Origin of the sequence: Erwinia pyri (assembly GCF_030758455.1) — a bacterium.
GTDB classification, from domain to species: Bacteria; Pseudomonadota; Gammaproteobacteria; order Enterobacterales; family Enterobacteriaceae; genus Erwinia; species Erwinia pyri.
Map to the genome: position 1 here is coordinate 3,933,149 of NZ_CP132353.1, position 22,999 is coordinate 3,956,147.

22 protein-coding genes are annotated in these 22,999 nt (G+C 54.6%); 5 read left to right on the forward strand and 17 right to left on the reverse strand.

Annotation, left to right across the window (positions count from 1 at the left end; all coding sequences use genetic code 11):
• Window positions 1–81: 81 nt before the first annotated feature.
• The 10 genes from dagF to pmbA form a co-directional block, all read right to left on the reverse strand.
• The gene (dagF, locus tag Q3V30_RS18620; protein WP_306208320.1) at window positions 82–822 is read right to left on the reverse strand and encodes a 2-dehydro-3-deoxy-phosphogluconate aldolase; all 741 of its coding nucleotides are present in this window, start codon (window positions 820–822) and stop codon (window positions 82–84) included.
• Window positions 819–1,940 carry a DgaE family pyridoxal phosphate-dependent ammonia lyase gene (locus Q3V30_RS18625; protein ID WP_306208322.1) on the reverse strand — a complete coding sequence of 374 codons (1,122 nt, stop codon included), beginning with the start codon at window positions 1,938–1,940 and terminating at the stop codon, window positions 819–821. Before Q3V30_RS18625 ends, dagF begins: the two co-directional genes overlap by 4 nt.
• On the reverse strand, window positions 1,924–3,057 hold the full coding sequence (locus tag Q3V30_RS18630; protein WP_306208323.1) for an amidohydrolase/deacetylase family metallohydrolase: 1,134 nt from the start codon (window positions 3,055–3,057) through the stop codon (window positions 1,924–1,926). The genes Q3V30_RS18625 and Q3V30_RS18630 overlap by 17 nt, the downstream gene beginning before the upstream one ends.
• 80 nt (window positions 3,058–3,137) lie before the next feature.
• Complete coding sequence (locus Q3V30_RS18635; protein WP_428979216.1) at window positions 3,138–3,782, reverse strand: DUF4310 family protein; 645 nt, start codon at window positions 3,780–3,782, stop codon at window positions 3,138–3,140.
• Between the two features lie 16 nt (window positions 3,783–3,798).
• Window positions 3,799–4,575 carry a DUF4311 domain-containing protein gene (locus Q3V30_RS18640; RefSeq protein WP_306208327.1) on the reverse strand — a complete coding sequence of 259 codons (777 nt, stop codon included), beginning with the start codon at window positions 4,573–4,575 and terminating at the stop codon, window positions 3,799–3,801.
• 69 nt (window positions 4,576–4,644) lie between these two features.
• Window positions 4,645–4,941, reverse strand: coding sequence for a DUF4312 family protein (locus Q3V30_RS18645; RefSeq protein ID WP_306208329.1), 297 nt, complete (start codon window positions 4,939–4,941; stop codon window positions 4,645–4,647).
• Between the two features lie 3 nt (window positions 4,942–4,944).
• A complete protein-coding gene (locus Q3V30_RS18650; protein ID WP_306208331.1) occupies window positions 4,945–5,307 on the reverse strand; it encodes an SFCGS family glycine-rich protein in 363 nt (120 codons plus the stop codon).
• A 57-nt stretch (window positions 5,308–5,364) separates the two neighbouring features.
• Window positions 5,365–5,703, reverse strand: a complete 339-nt coding sequence (locus Q3V30_RS18655) for a glycine dehydrogenase (RefSeq protein WP_306208333.1) — start codon at window positions 5,701–5,703, stop codon at window positions 5,365–5,367.
• A gap of 379 nt (window positions 5,704–6,082) precedes the next feature.
• Complete coding sequence (gene cybC / locus Q3V30_RS18660) at window positions 6,083–6,466, reverse strand: cytochrome b562 (protein ID WP_306208335.1); 384 nt, start codon at window positions 6,464–6,466, stop codon at window positions 6,083–6,085.
• Window positions 6,467–6,552: 86 nt separating this feature from the next.
• A complete protein-coding gene (gene pmbA / locus Q3V30_RS18665) occupies window positions 6,553–7,893 on the reverse strand; it encodes a metalloprotease PmbA (RefSeq protein WP_306208337.1) in 1,341 nt (446 codons plus the stop codon).
• A gap of 164 nt (window positions 7,894–8,057) precedes the next feature.
• On the opposite strand from pmbA, the gene yjgA reads away from it, so the two are divergent.
• Window positions 8,058–8,600, forward strand: a complete 543-nt coding sequence (gene yjgA / locus Q3V30_RS18670; protein ID WP_306208340.1) for a ribosome biogenesis factor YjgA — start codon at window positions 8,058–8,060, stop codon at window positions 8,598–8,600.
• A gap of 150 nt (window positions 8,601–8,750) precedes the next feature.
• Here the strand turns inward: yjgA and mpl are convergent, their stop codons facing one another.
• Window positions 8,751–10,106 (reverse strand): UDP-N-acetylmuramate:L-alanyl-gamma-D-glutamyl-meso-diaminopimelate ligase, encoded by a 1,356-nt coding sequence (gene mpl / locus Q3V30_RS18675; RefSeq protein WP_306208342.1) that lies wholly within the window; start codon window positions 10,104–10,106, stop codon window positions 8,751–8,753.
• A 168-nt stretch (window positions 10,107–10,274) separates the two neighbouring features.
• Between mpl and fbp the strand changes: the two genes are divergently transcribed.
• The gene (fbp, locus tag Q3V30_RS18680) at window positions 10,275–11,273 is read left to right on the forward strand and encodes a class 1 fructose-bisphosphatase (RefSeq protein ID WP_306208344.1); all 999 of its coding nucleotides are present in this window, start codon (window positions 10,275–10,277) and stop codon (window positions 11,271–11,273) included.
• A 59-nt stretch (window positions 11,274–11,332) separates the two neighbouring features.
• Here the strand turns inward: fbp and Q3V30_RS18685 are convergent, their stop codons facing one another.
• The gene (locus tag Q3V30_RS18685; RefSeq protein ID WP_306208346.1) at window positions 11,333–12,895 is read right to left on the reverse strand and encodes a methyl-accepting chemotaxis protein; all 1,563 of its coding nucleotides are present in this window, start codon (window positions 12,893–12,895) and stop codon (window positions 11,333–11,335) included.
• Window positions 12,896–13,154: 259 nt separating this feature from the next.
• On the opposite strand from Q3V30_RS18685, the gene Q3V30_RS18690 reads away from it, so the two are divergent.
• A complete protein-coding gene (locus Q3V30_RS18690) occupies window positions 13,155–13,568 on the forward strand; it encodes a lysozyme inhibitor LprI family protein (protein WP_306208348.1) in 414 nt (137 codons plus the stop codon).
• Window positions 13,569–13,705: 137 nt separating this feature from the next.
• A complete protein-coding gene (gene ppa, locus Q3V30_RS18695; protein WP_306208349.1) occupies window positions 13,706–14,236 on the forward strand; it encodes an inorganic diphosphatase in 531 nt (176 codons plus the stop codon).
• A gap of 48 nt (window positions 14,237–14,284) precedes the next feature.
• On the opposite strand, the gene Q3V30_RS18700 is transcribed toward ppa, so the two are convergent.
• The 4 genes from Q3V30_RS18700 to tamA form a co-directional block, all read right to left on the reverse strand.
• A complete protein-coding gene (locus tag Q3V30_RS18700) occupies window positions 14,285–14,713 on the reverse strand; it encodes a DUF29 domain-containing protein (protein WP_306208351.1) in 429 nt (142 codons plus the stop codon).
• A gap of 137 nt (window positions 14,714–14,850) precedes the next feature.
• Window positions 14,851–15,216, reverse strand: a complete 366-nt coding sequence (locus Q3V30_RS18705) for a gamma-glutamylcyclotransferase family protein (RefSeq protein WP_306208353.1) — start codon at window positions 15,214–15,216, stop codon at window positions 14,851–14,853.
• 2 nt (window positions 15,217–15,218) lie between these two features.
• Window positions 15,219–18,992, reverse strand: coding sequence for an autotransporter assembly complex protein TamB (gene tamB, locus Q3V30_RS18710; protein WP_306208355.1), 3,774 nt, complete (start codon window positions 18,990–18,992; stop codon window positions 15,219–15,221).
• Window positions 18,989–20,704 carry an autotransporter assembly complex protein TamA gene (gene tamA / locus Q3V30_RS18715; protein WP_306213248.1) on the reverse strand — a complete coding sequence of 572 codons (1,716 nt, stop codon included), beginning with the start codon at window positions 20,702–20,704 and terminating at the stop codon, window positions 18,989–18,991. Before tamA ends, tamB begins: the two co-directional genes overlap by 4 nt.
• Before the next feature lie 533 nt (window positions 20,705–21,237).
• On the opposite strand from tamA, the gene paeA reads away from it, so the two are divergent.
• Window positions 21,238–22,563, forward strand: a complete 1,326-nt coding sequence (gene paeA / locus Q3V30_RS18720; protein WP_306208357.1) for a polyamine export protein PaeA — start codon at window positions 21,238–21,240, stop codon at window positions 22,561–22,563.
• Between the two features lie 44 nt (window positions 22,564–22,607).
• Here paeA and Q3V30_RS18725 read toward each other — a convergent pair whose 3' ends face one another.
• Window positions 22,608–22,814: a DUF1107 domain-containing protein gene (locus Q3V30_RS18725; protein WP_246760837.1), complete on the reverse strand. Its 207-nt coding sequence runs from the start codon at window positions 22,812–22,814 to the stop codon at window positions 22,608–22,610.
• Between the last annotated feature and the right edge of the window lie 185 nt (window positions 22,815–22,999).

Genomic DNA, 22,999 nt, shown 5'->3' on the forward strand with positions numbered 1-22,999 from the left:
AGACCAGTTACGCATGGTGTTCCTCGCAGCAGAAGTTCAGGAAAGAGGGATAACGGCGGGCAGAGCGCCCGCCGGTTTAGCTTAACCAACCAGCTTTTTGGTCATCGCCAGCAGGGTGCTGACGTCGGCCGGGCGCGTGTTGCCGCTCTCTTTATCAATAATGGAGCTGTAGATATGCGGGATGATTTTCGGCACGCCCGCCTCAAGCGCGATCTGCAGGATCGCTTCATAGTTTTCCAGATCGATGCCGCCGGTAGGTTCCAGCCAGAAGTCGTGCTCTGCGCACGCTTTTGCCACGGCTTTGAACTCATCAATCGATTTCAGACCGCCCATCGGGAAATATTTTACCGAGCTTGCGCCCATATCCTTCAGCATGGCGATGGCGGTTTCCACCGGCACAATCGCATCGGCGGCCTGAGAACTCAGCGGTCCGGTAGAGATTTTTACCTGGCCCACGCTGCCGGTTGGGGAGATCAGCGCATTCACCACGGTCTGGCTCTGGCCCAACAGTGCGCGGCTGGTTGCTGCACCGGTGAAGACCTGATTAACGTGCTGCGGCTGGATCTCAGCGGAAATGGCGCTGACCATCGCGGACTGGTTAGGATCGCCCGCGCCCAGGCCAACAGAGATCGCATTATCAATCAGAGCGGCATATTCACGCATATCCGCTACGGCACTCTCCACGCTGTCGTAGTTTTTCGACAGCACGCCCACCAGCACATGGCCTTCAGCCGCTTCCCAGATCTCACGGGCATTCTCTTTGGAACCGGCCAGCACGTTCAGACAGACGCGCTCCTGATAAAATTTAGGGGTCAGCGTCATGCGTTTTTTTCTCCTGATAACAATGATTTGATGCAAACATAGATCGTATTCAGCTGCGCAGGGGAGACGCTGCGGACGTCTACCTCAACGATGCCTTCATTGGCTTTATAGCCGCGGAAATAGATGGCGATGTCGCCGGTTTTCAGCGCCTGCACCACTTCGCCAGTGGTATGGCCAATCACCGCTTCATCAAAATGGATTTCGGTGCGGGCGATGTCACGTCCTGCTGCATCCCATACCACGCGGGAAGTAATGCCAGGAAGAGAGTTCAGGCTGTTGATAAACGGCGTCATTTTCTCCACCATCTGTGCACCGGAGACTTTCTCCTGCACCAGATAGTTTTCAATCGCCTGGGTCAGCCCCAGAATGCCCTCTTTCCCTACCTTCATCGCCCGGCCAATACCCATCGACTGGCGCTTCACCCACTCAACCGGCTGTTTACGCCCCATCACCAGCCCGCTGGTTGGCCCTTCAATAGCTTTGGCACCGCTGTAGATCACTAAATCAGCGCCATACTGGTAGTAACACTGCAGATCTTCTTCTGCGGCGGCATCCACAATCAGCGGCACGCCATGCTTGCGGGCAACAACCGCAGCCTGTTCAACGCTGAGGTGGCTCTTCTGCACGCAGTGGTGAGATTTGATATAGAGAATAGCGGCTGTCTGCGGCGTAACCGCAGCAGAGAGCTGATCGGCTGAGCACTCGTTGGCATAACCAGCCTCTACCAGGCGACCACCGCCCAGCGCAACCATGGTGCCCACCGGCGCGCCATAGTTCACGTTATGCCCTTTTGGCACCACAATGTCGTGAGGAACAATCAGCGGGGCGGCGTGCAGATTCTCCAGCAGCCACTCATCATCCTTAACGATCACCGCCGCCACGGATTGCGCAATCCCCGCGGAAGCGCAGGAGACCACCACGGCATCTTCCGCACCCAGCAAATTAGCGATGTACGCGCCGGTTTTATCGACCAGATCCTTCATTTCGAAATAGTGATTCAGGCCATAGTTTACCGTTTCAACCACGTCGGCACTCGGCGTGGAAACGCCCAGGATGGTCATGCGGCCAGAGGCGTTAATCACCTGTTTCAGGCCATATTTTTCATAAATCGAAGACATGATGCTTTTTCCCTTCGTCGGTAATGAACCATTGTCCCGCCACGATGGCGGCCAGCGGCACCAGCTGTTTCTCGCCTGCCACGGACTGCCCTTCGGAGTCGGTAAACAGGCAGGTTTCCTCTTTGAGGTCAAAAATAGTCAGGTCAGCGTCCATGCCTGGCTCAAGCCGGCCTTTGCTGTGCAGTCGCAGCCCTTCTGCCGCCTGGTGCGTAACGCAGGCGATAATTTGCGGCAGGGTCATGCCTACGTTGAAGAATTTGGACATCACATGCGCCAGGGTATAGACCGGGCCATGTAGCCGGTTACGGCAGTAGATATCGGAACTGATGCTGTGCGGCAGAATGCCCCGGGCAATCGCCACGCGAGCCACCTCAAAGCTGAAGCTGGCGCTGCCGTGCCCCACATCCAGCCGGACGCCGCGCTGAATAGCCCGGCTTACGGAAGCGCGAAGCTCCCCGGCAGGCGTCAGGATGCGGTTAGGCTTGCCGTTGTAACAGTGGGTAATAATGTCGCCACCGGTCAGCAGATCGGCTATCTCATCCAGATCCGGCGGGTTGTTGCCGATATGCACCATCAGCGGTAGATCGCCGTTCTCGTGCTGGATCTCTTTCGCACGGATCAGCGGATTGATGCCGTTGGCTCCCACCACGCTGCTGCTCATGCGCGCCTTGATGCCGATGATAAAACCAGGCAGGCGCTGCACCGCATCGCGTACGCCAACCTTGTCTATCTGCTTCATGTCGGCCAGCTCGTTCTGCGTCACGATGCCGGTACGGGCAATGTTCAGCAGCGCATAGACCTGGGTGCTGGCGTTGCGGGTTAGCTGATAAAATTCGTCTACGTCATCGGCGCCGGTACTGCCTGCATCCACCACGGTGGTGACGCCGGTAGATACGCCGATCTTGTCCGCTTCATCATGATAAATAGGGGATTTTGGATAACAGTGGACGTGGGAATCGATCCAGCCAGCGCTCAGCCAGTAACGCCCCGCCAGATCACGTTCCTGGGCAACGCTGCCGCTTACTTCGCCCACTGCAGCGATTTTCCCCTGCTGCACGGCGATGTCGGTCAGGCTGCCATCGGGCAGTCGTGCACGACGGATAATGAGGTCAAACATGGCAAACTCCTTCTTTCACCGGATGCTGTGGCACCCGTCACAGCGGCTTGCCCACTACTTCAGGCAAGCCGCCGTCTCTTCTAGAGAGCAACCGGGAAGAAAGCTCCCAGCAGCATGGCACCCAGGATTGCGCCACCGGTAATCGGCTTGTTCCAGAGATAAAACAGCAGCGCGCCAATCAGCGACCCTAAGCCGATCGGAATCGACGCGGTCATCGCAGAGAGGATGATCAGCGGCCCCAGGAAGCGGCCGGAGGAGTTACCCGCCCCCATCATCACGTCCGCACCGTAGGTGGAGTCGCTGTTATTGATGGTGAACTTACGCGCCAGGATTATCAGATAGCCGATAGCCAGACCAATTACCAGGCCGGTGACCAGCGAAGCGCCAAAGTTGGCGACCGGGTAAACAATGCCCGCCCCCAACAGCAGCGCGGGAACGCCAAGGCCCACGCCGGTCTGGATCGCGCCACCAATGTCCAGGATCCCCACCAGCGAACCCTCAATAATACGGGCAAACAGGAAGCTGGCACCGAAAGCCGCGACCGCGCCGTAGACGCCAGTTTCCATCCCTGCGCGCAGCATCGATACGAAAGCCACTTCGTTAAAGGCACCCAGGCCGTAGGTGTAATACATGTGCGTACCGGCAAAAACCCCGGCTGAGAGCAACCCGACAAAAATCGGGAAAGACCAGTCGGCATACCAGAAACCGCTTTTTGACTCTTCCATTATCATTGTCCTCGTCTTATTTGCCGCTCAGGGAGTTGTGGATCATCTCCAGCCACCCTGGCACGCCAAGCTGGAAGGATTGCAGCATCTTCATATCAAAGCCGCGGAAGAAGCCGCTCAGCACGAACAGCAGGACAATCGCCACCATCATGATTTTGGTCACTTTGTTCCAGCCGCTCTCCTCCACGCCTTTACCGATCAGGATGCCCAGCACCAGACCCGGTACGGCGTTACCCATAATAAGCTGCGCGAGACCGCCGAAGATGGTTGCCCAAAAGCCCGATTTTTTGCCCGCGTCGATAGCTGCCAGCCAGAAAATCACCGGCATCACCGTATTCACCAGCAGGTTTGCCGCTGGCACCAGCACTTTAACGGCGGTGACCTGCAGCGCTGCCGGAACGGCGGAAGCCGTGGAGTTCAGGAAAGCCACGACGATCATGCCGATGATGCCGCAGGCAATCGCCATTTTTTTCGGATCGTGCAGGGTTTCCGCTACGTTGCGGTTTTTCACCATCAGTGCCGACGCGCCCCAGTGTGGGATGATGCGGTGGTCAACATCCTGCGTGAAGGAACCGGCGGCCACAGAGGAAGCCCAGGCGTTAAAGAAGAAGCCCAGGCCAAAGGAGAAGTGAGAGGCGGGATCGCCTTCACAGGAATTCAGTTCACCCAGTGTACGAAACGCCCCCATCCCCTGCGTTGTTGGTGCGTGAAACATACGCGCTGCACCAGCGCCGACGCCCACACCGACAAGACCGCCGATGATGAGCGACTTAAAGAGAATAATTAAAAACATCAGTCTTTCCTTTCAGGCTTGCGCCAACGTTTTTAAGTCATGGTTATTGCTGCCCTTACAGGCAGTGCTTTATTGCGTAATGAAATTGACTTTGTCAGTGTCAATCACCGTTACGTTGACGGTAATATCCAGCTCTACGCTGTAATTCCGTCGCTCTCTTGCCAGAAAGAAAAACAGGAACTTCTCCTTTCTGACACTCTCCCGGGCGTGAACCACGACGACATCCTGGGGTTCAATCCGCAGCAGAACTTTGTTGGTCGCTTTCAGGACCGTGTTCTGTACCCGGCTCAGCGCATCGGCAAAGGCGCGCTCTTTACTGTCACCCTTGCCGCTGACGTTCACCGTGGTGGTGAAGTGCTCCTTCATCAATTAGCTACCGTGCTTCTTGGTCCAGGCCTGCACCAGACGCTCACCTAACTCCTCTTTATCCATAAAACCGAAGCCCAGCACCGTGGCACCTTCATTGATGGCGGTAACGCCCTCGTCAACCGAGCGCATGCCGTGTTTCGCTTTGTAGCCATATTTGTTCTGCGCAGTGATTGCACCTGCACCGCCGCTGCCGCAGAAAGAGATGCCGAATGAGGCGTTCTCAGCCTTCATCACGTCGCCCAGCTTCATATCTGCCGCCACGCCCGGCACAACCACCGCTTTGCCGCCAGCTTTCTCAACGCCCGCTGCCACTTTCTGCCCTTTCCCTAAACGATCGCCGATAACTACGATGACTTGTGACATGCTCTGTTCCTTAATTAATTGAATTTGTAAGTTTTTAATCCGGGATGGCGCCTGCGGTTAGTCGTTCTCTTTTGCCACTTCAAAGTGAACAGAGAGCAGCCAGGCCTCCTCTTTCGGCAGGTTGCCGAACAGATCCACGACCTGCTGCGCCAGCGCCATCGACTCAGGGGAGATATCTTCAAACAGCTCCTCCTCCACTTCCGGCAGCGGTTCGCCGGTCAGGGAGCGCAGCGCCATCGCCTTAACATGCGAGGCGAGCATCTGCTGCTGCACCGCATTGGGGACGATCGCTTTTGCCGCAAACAGGTCAGCAATCTGCGCCATTACTCTCTCTGCCAGCGTCTGAATCGCCTGCTCACTTTCAGCCCCGTTCACGGATACCGCTCCATTATTCACACTGCGCTCCTCGTATTTCGCTCTGGTCCAGCCAGAACGGTGTTTTTTCGCGTTAAAAATAAATTAGCCCCAGCCGGGAAAAGTGTATAGACCGACTTTTTCCACTTCGAAGTGGAAATAGAGCCAGCGGGTGTGGGTCAGGCCACAAAATGGTTATTTCATGCAGAAAGAGGATAAAAATGAGAGATAAGTCACGTTATTCCCGCCAGCCGCGATAATTTCGCGCAGCAGGAAAGAAAAAAGGCATACAGGAAAGCCCCATCAGGCTGATGAGATAGGTAAAACTTATAATGGCGAGGAGGCGCGGAAAACAGGATGGAAATGACGAAATTAAATGGGCCCGGCTGAGCCCTTAAATACCAATACTACTCCAGAGAATTTAACGGAATTTCTTATGATTCTCGTTACGCGTGTCGGCAAATTTTTTCGCTTCTTCTTTCGCGCCCGCCAGGTCGCCACTATTTGCCAGCTTCATGCTGGTATCTATCTGACTTATCAGCTTATCCAGTCCAGCATGAAAGTCTTTCATCTGGGCGCTGTCGGCAGGCTGCCCTTTTAACTTATCGGGCGTTTGCGTTTTGGCATCTTCAGCGGCGGCGCGCATATCGGTCAGCGCTTTTTTAAATTCTGCAACATCATCCGTTTTCGTGACGGTACGCAAGTTGCCATTCAGAATATCCATATCCTCTTCCAGGCTGGCCAGCGCCGAAACGCTGGAGAATAACAAAGAAGCCGTCAACAAAGTCAGTAACGTTCTACGCATGGCGCAATTCCTTATTTTTATGTGAAAAGCACGACAAAAAGGGGTGACCTGTGGCCACCCCATAATAATACGCTTAAATGACGGAATTACTGCCCGGCTATTTTCATTTCTGGCAGCAGCACCGAGCCGCACTGGATATTACTGCGCAGCTCAATATCGCTGCCGACGGTGACCATATTGCGCCACATATCTTTAAGATTACCGGCGATGGTTATTTCACTGACGGGATACTGGATCTCGCCATTTTCCACCCAGAAACCTGCCGCACCGCGGGAATAGTCGCCGGTGATGCCGCTGACGCCCTGCCCCATCAGCTCAGTAACTACCAGACCGGTGCCCATCTTTTTCAGCAGCTGCTCAAAGCTGTCGCCCTGACCAGCTATGCGCCAGTTATGGATCCCACCAGCGTGCCCGGTGCTCTGCAGCCCCAGCTTGCGTGCAGAATAGTTGGTCAGCAGCCAGGTTTGTAGCACGCCATCTTTGATAATATCGCGCTGCTGGGTACGTACTCCTTCGCTGTCGAACGGCGTGGAGGCTAGCCCTTTCAGCAGATGCGGCTGCTCCTGAATGGTCAGCCACTCTGGCAGGATCTGCTGGCCCAGGGAATCGAGCAGGAAAGTGGATTTACGGTAGACGCTGCCGCCACTGATGGCCCCAACCAGATGACCAAACAATCCCGTTGCCACTTCCGCAGCAAAGATGACCGGCGCTTTCATGGTGGAGAGCTTGCGCGGCGAGAGGCGCGACAACGTGCGGCGCGCGCACTCTTCGCCAACCCATTCAGGCGACTGCAAATCCTCAATAGCGCGGCCAATGGTATAGGCATAATCACGCTCCATATCGCCATTGGCTTCCGCAATCACGCTGCTGGAGATGGAGTGGCGGCTGGAAGAGTAGCCCTGGATCATGCCGTGGCTGTTACCAAACACTTTCATGCCGATGTGGCTGTTGAAGCTGCCCCCTTCGGTGTTAGTAATGCGTTTGTCCGCCTTCAGCGCCGCCTGCTCTGCGCGAGCGGCCATCTCAATAGCGCGATCGGGGTCGAGATCGGTCGGGTGATAGAGATCCAGATCGGGGGCATCAAAGGCCAGCAGTTCACGATCGGCTACGCCAGCATAAGGATCGGGCGAGGTAAACTTGGCGATATCGATCGCCGCCTGTACGGTGCGTTTAATCGCCTCGGGGCTGAGATCGGTAGAGGAGGCGCTGCCTTTGCGGTTTTGATGGTAGACGGTGATGCCGAGTGCGCCATCGCTGTTGAATTCTACGTTTTCCACTTCACCAAAACGGGTGCTGACGCTGATACCGGTGGTTTTGGTCACGGCAACTTCCGCCCCATCGGTGCTGACTTTTGCCAGTTCGAGTGCTGTCGCTACCGCCTGTTCGAGGGTTTTACGCTGTTCTGCAACTTGGGAGAGTAATTTCATGGACCTACCATATAATTGATTAGGGCTGCTCTGGCCGCGGTGAAAACGGCAGATTTCCAGATTCATTCGGGATAAGGGTTCATTTGAGTCTAACAGACTCAGAGAACAATTTCGCAGTAGCCTAAGTTTCCTGATAGCATTAGCCTCTTTTTTAGGAACCTCCCATGACTAAACAGCCCGACGACTGGCTTGATGATGTACCCGATAATCAAGAAGAAGAAGATGAAGAGATTATCTGGGTCAGTAAAAGTGAAATAAAACGTGACGCCGAGGAGCTCAAGCGCCTGGGTGGAGAACTGGTTGAGTTAAGCAAGAACTCGCTGGACAAGATCCCGCTGGATGAAGATCTGCGCGCCGCGATTGAGCTGGCGCAGAAGATCAAGAAAGAGGGCCGCCGCCGTCAGATGCAGCTGATTGGTAAAATGCTGCGCTCACGCGATGAAGAGCCGATCCGCCTGGCGCTGGACAAGCTGAAGAACCGTCACAACCAGCAGGTTGCGCTGTTCCACAAGCTCGAAGTGCTGCGTGACCGTCTGGTTGCGGAAGGCGACGATGCCGTGCCGGACGTGCTGGCACTCTATCCCGATGCGGATCGCCAGCAGCTGCGTGCGATGATCCGTAATGCACAGAAAGAGAAAGCCGCCAACAAGCCGCCCAAAGCCTACCGTCAAATCTTCCAGTACCTTCGCGATCTGGCTGAGGCTTGATCCTGAACGGGCGGAATAACCCCGCCTTCAGGAGAGATGCCCCACACCTGCGATCGTTAAGCTTACTGGCGCCGCGGATCTCCCCCTACGGATATAACGAGGGGGCGAATTTCTCCGCCCCCTTTACTCTCTTCACTGCGCCCGGCGCGCTTACTTCGCCAGTCTTTCCAGTAGCTTCTGATGAATGCCGCCAAACCCACCGTTGCTCATCACCAGAATGGTGTCGCCCGGCTGCGCCGTTTTAGCAATCATCTCCACTAATGTATCCACATCCGCGCTCCAGTGAGCAGGCTGCACGCACGCCTCGGCTACTTCTGAAACCTGCCACGGAATGTGGTGCGGCTGGAACAGGAACACTTCATCGGCTCTGGCCAGCGCAGGCGCCAGATCGTCCTTGCTGATCCCCATTTTCATGGTGTTGGAGCGCGGTTCCAGCACGGCAAGAATGCGCGCCGTGCCGCCCACTTTGCTGCGCAGCGCCGTCATGGTCGCCAGAATAGCGGTAGGATGATGGGCAAAATCGTCATAGACCTTGATGCCATTCGCTTCACCACGCAGCTCCAGACGACGGCGGGCATTGATAAAGTCGTTCAGTGCCAGGCCCGCATCTTCCGGTTTAATGCCCACGTGCCGCGCGGCCGCAATCGCCATCATGCCATTATGCATGTTGTGCTCGCCCACCAGCGCCCAGTTCACTTCCGCCACGCGTTCACCGTCCAGCCAGACTTCCCAGCGAGAGGCATCTGGTGTCAGCTTTTTCGCCTGCCAGCGGCCGGACTCACCCACGCTCTCCTGCTCGCTCCAGCAGCCCATGGAGAGCACCTGTTTGATGTTGACATCATGTTCAGGCAGCAGGATCTTACCCTGTCCCGGCACGATACGGATCAGATGATGGAACTGACGCTGAATAGCTTTCAGGTCGTCAAATATATCCGCGTGATCGAACTCAAGATTGTTGAGGATCAGCGTGCGCGGGCAGTAGTGCACGAATTTCGACCGCTTATCAAAAAAGGCGCAGTCGTACTCGTCCGCTTCGATGACGAAGAATGGGCTTTTTCCTAAAGTTGCTGAAACATCAAAGTTTCCCGGCACGCCACCAATAACAAAGCCGGGTTCGAGGCCGCACGCCTGTAAAATCCATGCCGCCATGCCTGCCGTAGTGGTTTTTCCATGGGTTCCGGCGACGGCGATGACCCAACGGTCGCGCAGTACGAAATCATGCAGCCACTGGGGGCCAGAGAGGTAAGGAATGTTACGTTCAAGCACCGCTTCCACGCAGGCATTTCCGCGCGTCATGGCATTGCCGATGATCACCAGATCGGGGGCCGGGTCGAGCTGGGAAGGATCGTAACCCTGAATTAAATCAATGCCTTGTTTTTCAAGCAGCGTGCTCATCGGCGGATAAACGTTGGCGTCTGAACCGGTCACCTCATGGCCGAGCGCGCGGGCCAGCATGGCCAGGCCGCCCATAAAAGTGCCACAGATACCGAGGATATGAATACGCATAATAGATCCGTTAACAGGAAAGTCCGGCGCACAGTGTAGCGTCCCCGCTGCGAGGAAGAAACGGATTTGCCCTATGTTCTTTAGCGTTCAATCGGCTAAACTGCGTACGCATACGTTGGCAGTTTGTAAAGCAGGCTGCTGTTCAACCGCAGATTCAGGGATAGTGTTATGAAAACGTTAGGCGAATTCATCGTCGAGAAGCAACACGACTTTCCTCACGCCACAGGTGAGCTGACCGCGCTGATTTCAGCCATTAAGCTGGGCGCGAAAATCATTCACCGTGATATTAACAAAGCTGGCCTGGTGGATATTCTGGGCGCCAGCGGCGTCGAAAACATTCAGGGCGAACAGCAGATGAAGCTCGATCTGTTTGCCAATGAAAAACTCAAAGCGGCCCTGAAAGCGCGCGGAATCGTTGCCGGTATCGCCTCTGAAGAAGAAGATGAGATTGTGATCTTCGAAGGGGTGGAAAACGGGAAATATGTGGTGCTGATGGATCCTCTGGATGGCTCGTCAAACATTGACGTTAACGTCTCTGTTGGCACCATCTTCTCTATCTACCGCCGCATTACCCCGGCAGGCACGCCGGTCACTGAGGAAGATTTCCTTCAGCCTGGCAACCAGCAGGTTGCTGCCGGCTATGTGGTTTACGGCTCCTCAACCATGCTGGTATACACCACTGGCTGCGGTGTTCACGCCTTCACTTACGATCCGTCACTGGGCGTATTCTGCCTCAGCGCGGAAAAAATGGAGTTCCCGGAAAAGGGTTACACCTACTCCATCAACGAAGGAAACTACATCCGTTTCCCGCAGGGCGTGAAAAAGTATCTGAAGTTCTGTCAGGAAGAAGATCAGCTTACCCGCAGACCTTACACCTCACGGTATATTGGCTCGCTGGTAGCGGACTTCCACCGCAATCTGCTGAAAGGCGGCATCTACCTCTACCCAAGCACTGCCAGCCATCCGCAAGGCAAGCTGCGCCTGCTGTATGAGTGCAACCCAATGGCGTTCCTGGCCGAGCAGGCTGGCGGTAAAGCCAGCGACGGTCAAAACCGTATTCTTGATTTAACGCCAGAGACGCTGCACCAGCGTTCACCGTTCTTTGTTGGTAATACCGACATGGTGAACGATCAGGAGCGCTTCCTGCGCGAATTCCCGGACGCGTAACGCTTTCAGGTCAGCATTGAAAAGGGCGATCTCAGGATCGCCCTTTTTTACGTCGGTTCTCAGGCCGCACTGACCCTGAACGCTGCCATCGACTGCACCAGCTGCTGAGACTGCTCTTCAAGAGACTGGGTAGCGGCCGCAGCCTGCTGAACCAGTGCCGCATTTTGCTGCGCGACCTCATCCATCTGCGTGACGGCCTGGTTCACCTGCTCAATCCCATGGCTCTGTTCCTGAGAGGCGCTGGAGATCTCTTTCATCAGCGTTGTAACCCGCATTACCTCGGTAGCGATTTCATCCATGGTCTCCCCGGCCCGGGTCGCCATTTGCGATCCTTCATTCACTCTGGACTGTGATTCACTGATTAATTCACGGATCTCTTTTGCAGCCGTTGCGCTACGCTGCGCCAGGGTGCGGACTTCGTTAGCAACCACCGCAAAGCCCCTGCCCTGCTCGCCCGCACGTGCCGCTTCCACAGAGGCGTTCAGCGCCAGGATATTGGTCTGGAAGGCAATACCATCAATCACGCCCAGAATGTCGCCGATGCGTCTGGAGCTGTTGGAAATATCCTGCATTTTCTCCATCACGTAGCTGACCACTTCACTGCCCTTATCGGCACTGTCCGACACCGATCTTGCCAACTGGTGCGCCTGACTGGCATTTTCCGCATTCAGCTTCACGGTAGCAGTAAGCTGCTCCATGCTGGCCGCCGTTTGCTCGAGCGAAGCGGCAGACTCTTCCGTACGCTGGGCAAGGTTGAGGTTGCCTGAAGAGAGCTCCCGACTGCCGATATCAATTTGCAGGCTGGCATCCCGCACGCGGCTGACCGACTGTTGCAGAGAAGCCTGCATTTCAGCCAGTGCGGTGTTCAGCCTGCCCAGCTCATTTCGGCCGCCTTCTGGTAACAGCTGCGTCAAATCGCCAGCCGCCACAAATTCCAGGTGCTCAATAGCTGAATCCAGTGGCTTTAGCAGGATCGCCCGCAATAACAGCCAGGAACCAGAGAGCAGAATAACCGTCAGAATGCCGCAGAAAACGATCAGGAGAGTGAGCATCTGCTGGTTTTTTGCTGTTTCTGCCAGCTGAGAATCTGAAACCTGATTCGCAAAGAGGTTGAAGTCTTCCACTGATTTATTGAAGGCAGAGTTCAACGGCGTGAATTTTTCTTCCAGAAGAGTGTAATAAGCATCGGTATTCTGCTGCTTCAGGGCAACCATCATCGGTTGAATACCCTGCTCAAGATAGGTGCTGTAGCTGGTTACGATGGCATCCGCCAGCTTTTTACCTTGTGCGGTTATGGTGCCCGCATCAACAAACTTTTTTAGTTCCTGCCGTGACGTATTAAGGTAGCTTTCGGCCCTGTTTGTCGTGGCGGTCGCGTCATCGATCATGCCGATCTCCATCTTTCTTACCGCTAACGCAGCTGTGGCGCGCGAACGAAGCAGACCGTTATTGGCAAGAAAAAGGCTGTTTAACTCGACGCCCTGAATGCGGTTAACGACGTCCAGCGAGCGATTTCCTTTATTAATGGCACTGATGCCCATCAGGCTGACGCTTAGCAGCATTAACGTCATCAACGTTAGCAAGGCTAATAACCCGTTTCTGATTGAGATTTTTTTAAGCATGATGTTGCGTAATCCTCACTAAAGTTGTTAATCCATGAACCCCCAAAGCGATGAGATTATCGGCAACGAATTCGGCAATCTTTAGCAAAAATGAAGTAAAAACGATCAGAGGTCATACGAGATTGATATAGATCAATTTTGCTTTCTGTCTGAAGAAGCGAGCTTTATCAACGTATAAGACCGGCCGGGCAAAAGGGGTTAACATCATGGCAAAACCGGTTCGGCTGAATTTTTTTTAAACATTATTAAGAGTATTTTTATGAAAAAAATTGCCCTGGCCATCGCGGCCCTGCTGTTTATGTTTAACGCTCATGCCACTATTCATCCGATTGATGCTGCCCAGCAGAGCTGCCTGAATAAAGCCGCAACCACTCTGGCGATGCAGCGCTGTTTTAGCGCGGCGACTGTCGCCTGGGACAAAGAGATGAATCAGCAGTACGCCAGACTTACCGCCCTCCTGAATTCAGAACAGCAAGCCAAATTAAAAAGTGCTCAGCGTGCCTGGCTTAAATACCGTGACAGCTGGCTGGAAGCCGCTAAAGCCCGACTGAGTGATGGCGGTACTCAGGCTTCGCTACAGGCAGGGGCTCAGGAGGTGACGCTGGTTAAAAACCAGGCGCTGGCGCTGAAATCTCTGGCTCAAAGCTGCGGCAATCCGGATGAGTGCAATTAAGCTGTTGCAGCCGTTTGCCCGGCGCAGCCGTCAGCCCAGTACTGGAGCATTCCGAAAGGGTAAAAAGGGGGGATACTTTCACTTTCAGTTGGCTATAATGAGCGTCACTCGATTAAGACTGAATAAAGGAATTAACCATGAGTTTGAACCTGGTTCCAGCGGGCAAAGATATGCCAGAAGACATCTATGTTGTTATCGAGATCCCGGCCAATGCCGATCCGATCAAATATGAAGTCGACAAAGATTCCGGCACTCTGTTCGTGGACCGCTTTATGTCTACCGCGATGTTCTATCCGTGCAACTACGGTTACATCAACCACACTTTGTCTTTAGACGGTGACCCGGTAGACGTGCTGGTCCCTACCCCTTACCCACTGCAGCCAGGCTCGGTAATTCGTTGCCGTCCGGTTGGCGTGCTGAAAATGACCGACGAGTCTGGCGAAGATGCCAAACTGGTTGCCGTACCGCACACCAAGTTGACCAAAGAGTACGATCACATCAAAGATGTGAACGACCTGCCAGAACTGCTGCGTGCACAGATCACTCACTTCTTCGAGCAGTATAAAGCGCTGGAAAAAGGCAAATGGGTGAAAGTGGAAGGCTGGGACAACGCTGAAGCGGCTAAAGCTGAAATTGTTGCCTCTTTCGAACGCGCTGCGAAAAAATAACCTTTCGTATCGTGATAAAAAAACACCGCTCAGTGAGCGGTGTTTTTTTTATGGGTAGTATGCCTCATCAATTATCTGGTCCCATTCCCAGGGGCAGACCTGCGGAAACTGTTTCGCTTCTATGCCGGTCTCTCGCGCAGCAGACAAAATAGCATCACCATAGGCATCATTTACCAGTTCAGGCAGCTCTTTCCTGAGGCTGGGATTTCGACTCAAACGGCGAATAATTTTCCGACGTTGTTCTGCAAGTGTTAATTGCCAGCTACGCCCCTGATATGAGGGCTGATATTGCCATTTCAGTAAATGCTGAAGCAGGACTTCCAACCGTGATTCCAGTTCACGTCGCTCACTGTTACCCATGCTCGCAATTTCCTCAAGCAGGTTCCCTGTGTCTAATTGATCCAGATTACCAGTACGCAGTAATTCAGCCTGCTCAAGTGTCCATCCATAGAAATCATTTTCATAATGAGTAGTCATGATAGGCTCTGCTACAGAATCAAAAGTGGTGGGGTGAGTTTCTCAGCTTCGCTTCTCTTAGTCAAAAAACAGCTGTTTTTTTACACACTGCTTCGCAAATTACTGATAAAAAAACACCGCTCAGTGAGCGGTGTTTTTTATGATTTCTCTTCGGTGGGATCGACCGCATCGCGCAGCAGCCAGTCGCCGCTGACAATCTGTTTTTTCCCGACAACCGAACGCTGATAAACGTAGAGCCACGCGCTACCATAAGGCGTTTGCATCAGCTGACGTTTGTACTCCCCGCCTTTGGTTCTGAGCGCATCCAGCTCACCCAGCATGGACGCATCAATGCGGTAAACTTCGCAATAAACCCGTCCGTTTCCCGGCACCACGCCGGGATAAAGACCCAAACTGTAAAGCTCATAGCCGTCGATCTGATGATCGCCCAGCCACTGCCCGTTGGTCATCCAGTGACTGTTGCCTTGCTTACGCCTTAAGCTGCCATAGACAATTATTCGCATTGCTAGAACTCAAACTGATAGAGCAAATCCAGAGCCTGGTCGAGACCAGACACCGCTTCCAAATAGAGCTTGGGCATCAGGCGATAACGCAAGGTTAACGTCGCCAGTGAATCAAATATGCCAACACCGTATTTTACCTGTAGACCCGGCAGAACATAGCCACTGACCTGGACCTGCTGACTGTCACCGACGCCAGCCGTGTCCAGGGCCAGGTTACTCACACCGAAGGTCTCCCCGATTTTACCCACAACCTGCCCACTTTGCGCAAGCCCCAATCCCACTAAAGCGGAGGTTACTGCACTGCTGTCGCTGCCGGTAGAGTCCAGACCCTGCCCGCGAAGCAGATAGGACAAGGCTTCCTGCTGCGACATCGCCGGGTCAGAAAAGACTTCTGCCTTGGGTTCATCGGCCAGCCCGGTCACTCTGACGCCTGCGGTTACATCATCTTCGGTCGCTTCAGGATTACGGATCGCCTCAATATTAAGATACGGCTGGTCCGGTGGACCGGCAAACTGCAGCTCACCTTTGCGCACAATCAAGTCCTGTCCATACGCATGGAAGCGGCCGGATGGGATGTTGATCTGCCCGTTAAGGCCCAGGCCACGTCTGTCCTGCACCATTTTCAGATCGCCATTCAGTTTAGCTTTCAAGCCAAAGGCGCTGAGCCGCACGTCGTCACCCACATGGATAACCAGATTGCTGTTGATCGGGATCGCGGTGGATTTCGGCGCGATGGGCTTGAGGTTTTTATCCAGCAGCACTTCATCGGAGGAGACCCCCACGGCGCTCTCCGGCACTTCCTGCACGGTAATCCGCGCCCAGGGAATGTCCACGCGACCGTCCAGGTTGAACAGCTGCGGCGTGGCTTCAAACACCAGATCGGGTGAAACGTCCATGCGCACCATTGGCGGCACCGTTACGCGGATTTTGTCCCCTTTCGCCGCTATGCGTGCGCGCCATGCGTCCAGCACGTTCCAGTCCGCGCCGCCACTGAGGGTGAGCTGCCCTTTGGAAGTCTGCACCAGCCCTTCCAGCGTGGAGCTCATGCCGTTGAAGACCATATTCAGGTTGGCGGCGGTGAGGTCAACCGGCATAAAGCTGCCATCGACATCCACATCCTTCAGGCCGAGCTGGCCAAACACCTGCGGCTTTTGCAGAGAGCCGCCGAGCCGCAGCCTGGAGTTCACCATCCCGGCCACCTTCTCACCCTTCATCAGCGCCGGATTAAGCAGCGCCAGCGACAGGTTGGCGATATTGACGTTACCCGACAGCGTGCGCCTGCCCTCCGGATCGGCAATCTGCACGTTGCCATCCAACTGACCGTTATTCGCAATATGGATCAGCCAGTCGAGCTGGGCGCGACCGTTACGCAGCACCGCGTTCAGGTTCAGCGTGTCAAATGCGATCGGCAGCGTGTTGCCTTCCACATCCTGCTCCACCTTCACGCCGTTGCCCTTCAGCGAGACGCGGCCCTGCGGCAGACCGCCGCCAGCGCTCCAGCTTACGTCAGCATCGCCAGTGAAGATGCCGCTGAGCTGCGTCCCCTCGCCGAGGAACGGCTTTGTCATCGCCAGATCGAAGCGGTTAAGCGCCACTTTTGCATGCCCGGAAGGGCCTGCCTCAATGGTTTGCGGCACGCACAGCTCCGCGTTGGGGTTTTGCCAGCAGTGCGGCCCGACAGTGACGGTCTGGCTGCTGTTGAGGTAATCCAGCGCGATAGCGCGGGTTAAGCGCCATTCCCCTACCGGCGTGTCGAAACGGGTATTGTTCAGTGACCCTTTCCAGCGCTGAGTAGCGCGATCGAAGCTGCCGTTCAGGGCGAGCTGGCCGGAAACCGGTTCGCCGATCACGTTCAGCTTCAGCTGATGCTGCTTTTCACTGCCGCTGGCGTCCAGCGTGATTTTTGAGAGAGCCAGCGCATCCTGTTGCAGTCGATCCACCTCAAGAGCCAGCTTGCCCTGTATTTGCTCACCTGAACTGACATCCCCTTTCAGCATCACACGGGCGATAGTGAGCGCCTGCCAGCGCAGGCCGGTTGCGGTCAGGTCAGCGAGTAGCTGCGGCGTTTTCAGGTCGCCGCGCGCTTTGATGGTGCCTTTCGCTACGCCGCCAAGCCCTGGCAGGGCATTATCCAGATGCTGTGCATCAATGTTGGCATCCAGATTAAGCTTGTCGCCCAGCGATCCTTTGAGATCGATATTATTACGACCCAGCACCAGCTTCAGGCCCGGGATATCCCACTGGTTATAGCTGTTGCCGTACAGCGAGCCGTCCGCAGTAACGGCATTCTGCTTAACGTTGCCGCGCAGCTTCAGCTCCGGCACGCGCATCTGCCAGCTTCCGCCGTACAGGCTGCCGCGCGTGGTAATTTTACCTTCCAGCTTCGCAGGCCAGTCCGGGTATTGTTTCACGGTATTGATGCCGGAAAGCGTCAGCTCGCTGCGCCAGCTGATCGCTTTGCTCCAGTCCACCAGCGCGGTGAGCTCGGTATTCCCTTCCAGCGCCGCAAGCCGCAGCTTATCCAGCGCGAACTGTTCAACGTTGCCTTTGCCATCCAGCGTCACGGTGGCAGGTGGAATGCCCTGCCCCTTCAACGCGGTTTTCAGCGACATCACGTAATCCGTCGCTTTTCCTTTAAAGCTGAAGTTAACGTTATCGGCCTGATACTGCGTTTCGCCAGTCAGCGGCCAGCGCAGCTGCGGACTCTGCACATTTATCGAGAGCGGTAAACCCACCTCTGCCAGCCGGGTAGTGGCGTCCATTTGTACCCGCACCGGGCCAGAGAGATTCAGCGCAAGGTTGAGCTGCTCACGCAGACCGCCCTCTACCGTCATTTTGATCTTCTCGCCTTTGATCGGATCGACGTTGAGCGCGCTGTAAAGCGTGAGGTTCACCGGCCAGTTATCGGCAAGCGTGGCCTGGCCCTGCGCGTTCAGCTGGCCCTGTGGCGAATCCACATCCAGCGTCTCCAGATGCAGCAACCTCTCCTGCGTTTTGGCTTTCAGCAGCAGTCGGTTCACGGTGATATCTGTGTCGCCGGTAATACGCAGCTGCTCGCCGAGGAGTTGCTGAACATCAACATCCAGCGGCATTTTGAAGTCCGGCAGATCCGGCAGCAACGGTTTAGCGAACATCGCCTTCAGGGTTTCGCCCAGCGGCTGTTCATCCGGCTTCGGCTGCTGCACTTTCGGCTGTACGACCTCTTCATTAGCTACCTTCGCCGCTTTGGGCAAGGCGATCAACAGGCCCTGAATATGGGTGGGATTCAGCGTCAGCGCCCGTCCCTGCCAGTTGAGTCCCGAGGTGAAATCGGCCAGCGAGATTGCCGTGTCATCGACTTTTACGTTGATGTTATGCAGCGCCAGCTGACGCAGCGTGATGGGATAAGGCGTACTCAAATCGCCGGAGGAGGGTTCCTCTTCTTCTGGCGCAGGCGCAGCGGGCGCCATTTTTTTGCTGTCCACCACCACGTTGACATCTTTCAGCGCCAGGTCATTCACGCAGAAGGCACTGTTTTTCAGACAGCCCAACTGGAGAGCCAGGTGAAATTCCCCGGCGTTAACGGTGACGCCCGGCATCTCATACTGCACGCCTTTCAGCGTAAGATTACGCCAGCCGCCGTCCACCTGTTTGATCGCCAGGCCAGGAACCCAGCGCGCCGCGCCGTTCAACACCAGATGCAGTCCGGTCGTGGTGCCAATTAAAAATGCGATGCCGCCCAGCAGCAGCAGCAGGAAAATCAGGATGCCAATAAGGACCTTTTTCCAGCGACTCATAGTTCAGGCCCCAATCCGATGTAAAACTGTATATCCCGATCTTCATCATCCCCAACCGGTCGGGCAATATCGAGCTTGATCGGCCCCACCGGCGACTGCCAGCGCACGCCGAAGCCTGCGCCAGTTTTCCAGTTACTTTGCTTGATATCATTCACCGCTTCACCAGAGTCAATAAAGACCGCTCCCCACCATTTGCCCGTTACGTTGTACTGATACTCCAGCGAGCCGGTAGCCAGTTTAGAGGCACCGGTCAGCTTACCGTCCTCATCTCGCGGCGAAATACCTTTGTATTTATAGCCGCGAATGCTGCGGTCGCCCCCGGCAAAGAAGCGCAGATCCGGCGGGACTTTGTCAAAGTCATTGGTCTCAATCCAGCCGAGGTTACCGCGCGCCACGAAGCGGTGCTTATCGGCCAGCGTGCGTATCCAGACGTTCTGGGCCTGCACCACGGCGAAGTCGATATCTGAACCCCAGGTGGTATCAGAGACGTCGAGAGAGTAGCGTTGTGAATCACCCCACGTCGGCATTAATCCCCCTCTGGAGCGGGTGCGGTTAACGCTTACACCCGGATAGAGCAGCATGGTGGTGTTGGTGACGTTACCCTGGGTAAAGTGATCCAGACTCCAGCGCAGGTTAATCGCGCGTTGCCAGCCGGAGGAGGATTCCCAGTAGCGGGACGCCGCCAGCGTGGAGGAGTCAGATTTGGTGTCGTTAAGGTCAGTTCTTTTCAGCCCTCCCTGAAGCAGGTAATACTGCTCAATAGGGTTTTTCAGCAGCGGGATCTTGTAGCTGAAATCGAGCTGCTGCTCCGGTGCCGAGACGTTGGCACTGGTAGTAAGGCTGTGCCCGTAGCTGTTGACCCAGGGCTTTTTCCAGGTTGCTTTGACCCGTGGCCCTACATCTGTTGAGTAGCCCACGCCGGTTTCAATGGTGTTTTCCGTGCGTGGACTGACCACACCGTGCAACGGCAGAATTTTGTTTTTACGGGATTTGTCGAATTCAGGCGCCACCACCACAGAGTTAAACCAGCCGGTTGCGGATAAACGGCGGTTCAGCTCGGCCAAATCGCGCGAGCTGTAATAATCCCCTTTTTTAAAGGGCACCAGATTCTGCAGATACTCTTCGCGGATTTGCGAACCTTCAAAACTGACGTCGCCAAAGCGATAACGTTGCCCGCTGTCGTAATCGATGTCCCAAAAGGCCTCCCGCCGCTCCACAGAGACGCCCAGCTGGCTTTTGGCATAGTCACCATCAAAGTAACCTTTGCGCAGCGCCATGTTGCTCAGGGAGCTTTTAAAGCCGTCATAGTCACTGTGGTTCAGAACGCCGCCGATCTTTCCGCGGCCGTTTTTCACCAGCGCCTGATAATCTTTATCTTCACGCGCTTCGCCACGGATGATCACCGTTTCACCCGCCAGCTTCACTGGCTCGCCCGGCGTCACTTTGGCGATCAATACCGGTCTTTTACCGCCTGCAGGCGGAGGCTGAAGATCGAACTCAATGGTTGGATCGTAATAACCCAGCGCTTTAAGGCCCTCTTTAACGGCATCGCTGACGCGGGCGCGAAAACGACCATCGGCCGAAATCTCATCACTTGAGATGGTGGAGAGCCGCGCACGGACGTTTTTTTGTAAATCCCCGGATAACCCTGTCACCTGCAGTCGCACGGTGGCCGCTTCAGCAAAGGGTGCAGCAGCTAAAAGACCTAACATGCAATAGACATGAATTCGTGGCACGCTCACTCCTGATTATGTTGCCGGCCCTGATTCCAGCTGGGCACAACGTCTTCTTAATTTTATTTACTGGCTCTGGATCCTAAGCATGGCAACTTTTTGCCGCTTATCGACCTCTTTTTCCGCGTAAAGCCAAATTGTTGGACTTATTGTGTGCAAAGAGAGCATGGGTTACAACAAGGGATTGTCAATGAATGGTCGCGTCTGAGACGATCCATTGGCAGAGCCGGATTAATCTCATGCTGATCGCTGCCGTAATTGTAAGCGTTGGACACCACGGCTATAATCCACAGCACAGGTGCTGTTACCGCCTGTTAACTGACTTCTGCACCGGCTTTATGCCGATGGCGCAGACATTTTTGGCACGGATAGCCGAGCATCTCATACCGGAACAGGATGTTCGCAGATCCTCATGCGCTGCCCAGGCCAAAAATGACAAGTAATTAACTCAAGGTCGGTTTCGAGCGCTTTCACCTGATAGCCACTGAACCGGGCCATTTTATGGATGTTTTATGTTAGACAGCTTGCTTGTCATCGTACTGCTGATTGCGATCAGTTCATTTTTCTCTCTTTCGGAAATCTCGCTTGCCGCCGCGCGCAAAATTAAGCTGAAGTTGCTGGCCGACACGGGCAATATCAATGCCCAGCGAGTGCTGAAGATGCAGGAAACGCCAGGGATGTTCTTTACCGTGGTGCAAATCGGACTTAACGCAGTGGCTATATTAGGCGGTATAGTGGGCGATTCCGCCTTCTCACCCGCTTTTCGCTCCCTTTTCGAACGTTTTACCAACCCGGTTCTGGCAGAACAGCTCAGCTTTATCTGCTCGTTTACCGTCGTTACCAGTCTGTTTATCCTGTTTGCCGATCTCTTCCCTAAACGCCTGGGGATGATCTCCCCGGAAGTGGTGGCGTTGAAAATTATCAACCCAATGCGCTTTTGCCTGTTTATCTTTCGCCCTCTGGTCTGGTTCTTTAACGGCGGGGCTAACATCATTTTTCGCCTGTTTAAAATTCCGCTGGTGCGCAAGGATGACATTACCTCTGACGATATCTATGCGATAGTTGAAGCTGGCGCGCTGGCGGGGGTTTTGCGTAAACAGGAGCATGAGCTGATTGAAAATGTCTTTGAGCTGGAGTCCCGTACGGTTCCCTCTTCAATGACCTCACGTGAAAATGTGGTGTGGTTTAATCTGCATGAAGATGAAGCGAGCCTGAAAGAGAAGATCGCCAATCATCCTCACTCCAAATTCCTGGTGTGCAATGATGATATCGACCACATCGTTGGCTACGTCGACTCGAAAGAGCTGCTGTTAAGGGTGCTGGGGCATCAGAGCATGGCGCTGAACAGTGGCGTGCAGATCCGCTCGGCGCTGATAGTACCGGACACGCTGACCCTCTCTGAGGCGTTGGAGAGCTTTAAAACCGCCGGTGAAGATTTTGCAGTAATCATGAATGAGTATGCGCTGGTGGTGGGGATTATCACCCTGAATGACGTGATGACGACGCTGATGGGCGATCTGGTCGGTCAGGGTATGGAAGAGCAGATTGTGGCGCGTGATGAGAATTCCTGGCTGGTCGAGGGCGGCACGCCGATTGACGACGTGATGCGCGTACTGGATATCGATGAATTCCCGCAGTCCGGCAACTATGAAACCATTGGCGGCTTTATGATGTTTATGCTGCGCAAAATCCCGAAACGCACCGATTTCGTGAAGTTCCACGGCTATAAGTTTGAGGTGGTCGATATTGACAGCTACCGTATCGATCAGCTGCTGGTGACCCGCATTGATGCGCGTCCAACGGCGGCGGCTGTACTGACTAAAGTGGCTGAAGAGTAAAGGCAGGACACAACAAAAAGGCGCGAACATTCGCGCCTTATTTTTTAGTTGAACTCGGTCTGCAAGCGCAGTACCTGACGGTTCACTTCTGACATCACGCTGTAGTGCTGCTTATCTTTAATTCGTGGGATCAAGATCTTGCCTTTATCGAATTCGAAAGCGCCTACGTCTTTGATATATATCCTGCCGCGAAACAGCGTTTTTACGTATTTGGCTACCTGCAGCGGGTTGTATCGCTGGAAGATCTTCATGCTAATTAATACTCCTGAAAATGATGCGCGCTGCGTCGTGTCCAATCTCGGTACGAATCCTTGCAGCGCAAAGTGGATTCACTATAGACCAACATCGCCTTCCTGAAGTCCGAAAAATGAATTTTTTTACTGTTTTTACACATCATGACAGAGGTCTCTGTGCTTTGGACATGTGCAAACAGTAT